This is a genomic window from Sphingomonas sp. 10B4 (assembly GCF_035019905.1).
GTDB classification, from domain to species: domain Bacteria; phylum Pseudomonadota; class Alphaproteobacteria; order Sphingomonadales; family Sphingomonadaceae; genus Sphingomonas; species Sphingomonas glacialis.
The window spans coordinates 1-5290 of record NZ_JASJVC010000123.1 but is presented as its reverse complement, the minus strand read 5'-3'; the positions used below and the strand labels follow the sequence as shown (position 1 = coordinate 5290).

Genomic DNA, 5290 nt, shown 5'->3' with positions numbered 1-5290 from the left:
TCGCAGCGGCATGAAACCGGCGGACGCTCCACTTAGCAATCGCGCCGAGCTGTTCAAATGAACCGAGCCACCTCTGCAGGCGGGGGCATCTACCCACCGGGCACCCGACGTCACCACATCGATGATGCCGCTGATCACCCGCCGGTGATCGACCCGCGCGACGCCTCGGACCTTGTTCGGCAGCAACCAACGAAGCCGCTCGAACTGCTCTTCGTTCAACCATAACTGGATCAAATTCAGGCTCCTGCTGTTGCCGAGCCTGAGCCACATCCGCGGTGTCAGGGAAATCCCGTTTGTGGATCCGGACCCTAAGTGCCCGTAGGAAGCAATATTCCAGCTCGATGGCATAAAGTATTTGTAGCAAAAGCAGCCAACTCGCTTTAGATCACGCGGTCAGGGGTTGGTGTTTAATTATGGTTACCAGATACGTTGGCGTTGCTGGCGGACAAGCATGATGGGTCGCCTTCGCCGCGAAATCCAAGGATGAGCAGGACGATTGTGTCCACGCTACCACGTGAGATTTCTGTCGCGCGAAGTTGCGGGATCGTCGGCGGTACGCCATCCCCAGCTTGGAGATAGCACTTGCCCTTTTCAATAGGCGTCACTAAAAACGCCGCGACATGAGATCTCCGCCGCGTATCTTGCGCAGGGTTCTCCGCCTTCCGTAGAAAGGTCAATACAACATCATGAGTTATCGCGCAGATTTACGCGCGCCGGGTGCGTTGCGTGCATTGTTATTATTAGATGGCACGCTGTTCATTGAGGCTGCATTTCAAGCGATACTTGGACGGGGGGCTGATCCGGACGGACTTAAGCACTATGCTTCTCAATTGGGAAGAAATAATGATAAGTTGGCAATCATATCGGATATTCTAAGCTCTGCCGAGGCTTCTTCGCAGCCGCATTGGGCCGAGGTAGACGCGCTGGTGCGCCGGTATAAGAAGAAGCGATTTTGGCGTTTTTGGGAGAAGGATGGGGTCTCCGGGTACTCACCTGACTTGGCCGTATTGACTGACATGCAACGTGATCTGGTTGCTCGTCAGAACGAGATCGCGATGGAACAGGTCCGCTTTGGCCATAGTATTGCCGATCAGTTGAAACTGATTAGTGGCAATGTACAGCGACTTGAATACCGGTTCGATGACTTGGCCGACGTCAGCTCTAGGGAGCGCCTCGGTGGGCCCGATGACCATTTCGTCATGAACCTTTCTACAAGCAATCATTGGCGTAGCCATGCCGTGGGGATCGTTCGCGTTGAACGCGAGATCGCCCGCTCTCTGCAGGGCTATAGCAACGTCCAGTTCGTCCTTTGGGAAGCGGCTTCGTCGACCTTGCGGTCTCTGTCGGCGACGCATGTTCGTCAGATCCTCTCCGAAGCCTGGTGCGAAGGGGGCGACGCACTTCCGTCTTTCGACCCAGTTGCGCTGTCTGAGATCTCATTAACCGACCAGAGCACTTATATCTCGGTAGGCCTCGACTGGGATCACGCTCCAACTCCAAATGTTTTGGCTTACCTTCGCGCGTTCGGTTCCAAGTCGATTCTGTGCTGTTATGATCTCGTTCCGGTGCTTTTGCCCGAGTTTCTGGTAAGGGAAACGCTCGGTCAGGAGTTCCGACACCATTTGCTCGAGATGGCACATAGTGCCACCAAAGTCTTTGTTATTTCTGAGGCGACCAAGCGCGAGCTCCAGAAGTTTTGGGCAGATGCGGAGCTGGAGATGGATCCGCCTGAAATATTTGTGGTGCCTTTGGTGAGTTACGCATCGTCGTCATCGCTGCCGACACTGAATGCCGAAGATGCTGCAAGAATGCGCGAAGTATTTCGACAAGGACCTTACGTCTTATACGTCAGTTCCTTCGAGCCGCGGAAAAATCATAAGTTGGCGCTCGACGTTTGGCGGGACCTCTGGAATGAGCGTGGCGAAAAATGTCCACAGTTCGTACATGTGGGCATGAGCGGGTGGGGCAGCAATGACCTTCTGAACCGCGTGCCTCGCATGGCCGCATATATCGGTGGGAAGATTAATTGGTTGCCGCGGGTTAGTGACAATCTTTTGGCGCATCTTTACGCGAACTGCTCTTTCACAATATTTCCAAGTATCTACGAGGGATGGGGACTGGCGGCGACCGAGTCGTTGGCGTTCGGCAAAGTCTGTGTCGTTGCGAACAACAGTTCGCTGCAAGAAGCAACGCAAGGTCTGACGCCGGCCTATCATCCGTTGGATTTTCCAAAGTGGAAGGCTGAGATCGAGCGACTGCTCGACGATGATGGATATAGGTCCTCTTTGGAGGAGGCGATCGTTAGCAAATATAAGCACAGGACTTGGGACGATTTCGCCACAATGTTTTGCAGCAACATAGTAACGGGCGTTCAAAAATGAACCGCAGAATCGTTTTAAATGTTACAACGTCGGCGGAGTGGTGTCGGCACCCCGTTGGTATCGTCAGGGTCGAGCGGGAACTCACGAAGGCCGTATTTCAATATTTCGGAGACGCGGTCATTCCAGTGTTTCTCGATCGGAACACAAACCAATTTAAGCAAATAGACCAGAGCTGCTTCCACGACCTTATGTCTGATAAATGGATTTTGAGTGAAGATCCGACGGTTGACAGCCTTCGCGTTCAGCGTCACCTTTCCCAATTCGCTCCAACCGACCGCGATCGTTTCGTGACCGTCGGCAGCGATTGGTCGTGGCGTATTCCGGACGTGGTCGAGCAAACCTACGGAACCAAGCGGGTGATGGTCGCGGCACTTTACGACCTAATACCGCTGATGTTTCCCGAGTTTGCGCCAGGCAGCGAATTCCACGAACAATTTAATTACCACTATAGGGCGCTAACGCGTTTGGCGGAGTCGATCTTCTCCATTTCGGAGACATCGGCAGAAACTTTGCGGCTTTTCTGGCGCGATCGAGGGCTACTGGAAGGTGCTCCGCCGATCCATGTCGTGCCCTTGGCTGCCCCCGTTCAAGCTGATACGGCTGGGACTTTGACGGAAGTCGATAAGGCAAAGTTGAATGACATCCAAGGAGAAGAAGACTTTGTTCTGTATGTAAGCACGATCGAACCGCGGAAGAATCATCAACTCTTGCTGGACGTTTGGAGAGACCTGTATTCCGAGCGTGGCGAGAATTGTCCAAAGCTGGTCTTGGTAGGCGTGAAGGGATGGGGTAGTGACGACCTAGTCGCTGCGGCTTCCAAGATGAACGCCTTTACCGCAGGGAAGATCGTTTTTGAGTCAGGAATCAGTGACAAGTTGCTCGTTGAACTCTACCGGCGATCGCTATTTTCCGTTTTTCCAAGCTATTTTGAAGGTTGGGGTTTGGCGGCTACTGAGGCTGCTTCGTTTGGCAAGGTGTGTCTTGTCTCCAACACAAGTGCGCTGGTCGAGGCGACGCATGGGGTCATGCCCAGTCGCCATCCGCTAGATTTTGTCGGCTGGAAGAGCGAGATCGAGCGGTTGATTGATGACAAGCGATACCGCAGTAAATTGGAAGCTGCGATATCTGCCGGGCGCTTTGAACGGGACTGGAAGAACTTTGGTCAGGAATTTTGCGAACGTATTTTGGATCTGCCATGAAAATACTTCATCTTACTAACTATCCATTAGCAAATCCGATTCATGGGGGGCAAATCCGGTGCGCCAATATTGCGGGCGAGCTTCGGGCGGCCGGGCACGTGGTCCAATCCCTGGCTGTGTATGTCGAGTCGCACTATGTTCCAGATTCCGCACTCGATATTCCCTTCGGCGTGACCTCGGAATTCTGGGACTATGACCTCCCATATTTGACCGATTATCTAACCGGATTGTATGCAGAGCGCGACCCTCAAGCCTATGCAAAGCTTGAAGCCGTCGTTGATGACTTCGCGCCGAACGTCATCATTTCGGAGCATCCGTGGCTTATGCCGGCGGCAAAGAAGCTTGCATCGACCCGACCCGGTATCCGGATCGTGTATTCGTCGCACAATGTCGAGTTTCGACTGAAAGAGGCTATCCTGCTGCGCGGGACGCTTCGCGCGGAACTCCGCGACAAATTGGTGCAGGATATTCGCGAGCTCGAATATTATGCTGTTGTCGATGCGGATCTTGTGGTCGCCTGCACAGACTCGGATGCGCTTTATTATCGAACGCTATCAGAGGATACGATCGTCGTAGTTGGCGGAAATGGGGTGGAGCCCTTCTCCTGCCCGCGCAGCCGAGTTGACCAATGGCGCAATTTTATTGGTCGTCCTTTCCCGCTATTCGTCAGCAGCGCTCATCCGCCAAACGCGAATGGCTTTTGGGATATGATGATGCCGGGCCTGACGTTCTTGCGGCCGAAAGAGCGTCTGGTCATCGCTGGAAGCGTTTGCGAAATCATTCTCGATATGCAAGGCGTGCGCAAATACGAAAATTTCAATCGCTCGCGGCTTGATCTGCTTGGTCGGATGAACAAGACGGATCTGCAGGCACTCGTGAGTGCGAGCCATGTGATGATGTTGCCTATCACGTCGGGTGAGGGATCGAACCTCAAAACGGCTGAAGCGCTCGAATCGGGTAGCGCGATTGTCGGCACAACGATGGCGTTCCGTGGTTTCGAGGATGCGATGAGTCTTCCGCACGTGCATATTGCGGATGATCCGACGCTGTTTCGACGCAAGGTTCGTGAACTGCTCGATGCGCCTCGCTTCCTGGGTGGGACCCCGCCGGAAGTGCGCAAGCGCTACCACTGGTCGGCCCTACTCAGCGACATAGTGAACGAAATCGGTAAGTGGGAGCGCGCTTAAGACAGGCCTGCTCGACAAGGGCGGCGGTGGCCGGGAGTGCCTTGCCTTTGGGATCAAACCAAACCCGCCTTGGCGCTTGCCGACGAAACGAAAACGCGTTTCTACGCAGGTCAGGGGTGCTGACTTAATCCAGAATCCTTCTCGGCCACCGGGTTCTGGATCAGCTCGACTTCTTGAAAGGGGGGAGGCGCCATCACGCACGCAAGATCGCGACCTATTGAGGGGAGGGGCAGTACCTTTGGTCGATCATCGTTTCAAGACCGGAGCGGCTTGTCCCAGTCCGGCGGACGCTGCGGTTTCTAGGCCTCGACGCTGAACAGCTGTTTGATCTGGCTCCACCCTTTTCCAAATGGACTGGACCGTATCGCGCGCTCTGATCGATCGACTGGGTCGGCAATGACAAGAATTGCTTTGAGTGATCCTCCATCGATGCGGCCGGATTTGACGTATCCATCCGGCGACGGTCATCTATTCGGCGTGCGTCTGACCTGAGAGGTTAGCAACGGTGCAAGCACTGTGGTTT

At 54.3% G+C, this 5290-nt stretch carries 3 protein-coding genes and 1 pseudogene; 3 read left to right on the top strand and 1 reads right to left on the bottom strand.

Going from position 1 to position 5290, the window contains the following annotated elements:
* A pseudogene (locus QN347_RS18685) lies at positions 1-348 on the bottom strand (hypothetical protein); the annotation flags it as partial.
* A gap of 338 nt (positions 349-686) precedes the next feature.
* Between QN347_RS18685 and QN347_RS18680 the strand changes: the two are divergent.
* The 3 genes from QN347_RS18680 to QN347_RS18670 are packed head-to-tail and all read left to right on the top strand — an operon-like array spanning position 687 to position 4767.
* Positions 687-2381, top strand: coding sequence for a glycosyltransferase family 1 protein (locus QN347_RS18680; RefSeq protein WP_322161342.1), 1695 nt, complete (start codon positions 687-689; stop codon positions 2379-2381).
* Complete coding sequence (locus QN347_RS18675) at positions 2378-3580, top strand: glycosyltransferase family 1 protein (RefSeq protein WP_322161340.1); 1203 nt, start codon at positions 2378-2380, stop codon at positions 3578-3580. Before QN347_RS18680 ends, QN347_RS18675 begins: the two co-directional genes overlap by 4 nt.
* Positions 3577-4767, top strand: a complete 1191-nt coding sequence (locus QN347_RS18670) for a glycosyltransferase (RefSeq protein ID WP_322161338.1) — start codon at positions 3577-3579, stop codon at positions 4765-4767. Before QN347_RS18675 ends, QN347_RS18670 begins: the two co-directional genes overlap by 4 nt.
* Positions 4768-5290 lie beyond the last annotated feature (523 nt).

Coding starts and splice junctions, on each gene's coding strand:
- QN347_RS18680 (WP_322161342.1), top strand. CDS start 687: ATGAGTTATCGCGCAGATTTACGCGCGCCGGGTGCGTTGCGTGCATTG.
- QN347_RS18670 (WP_322161338.1), top strand. CDS start 3,577: ATGAAAATACTTCATCTTACTAACTATCCATTAGCAAATCCGATTCAT.
- QN347_RS18675 (WP_322161340.1), top strand. CDS start 2,378: ATGAACCGCAGAATCGTTTTAAATGTTACAACGTCGGCGGAGTGGTGT.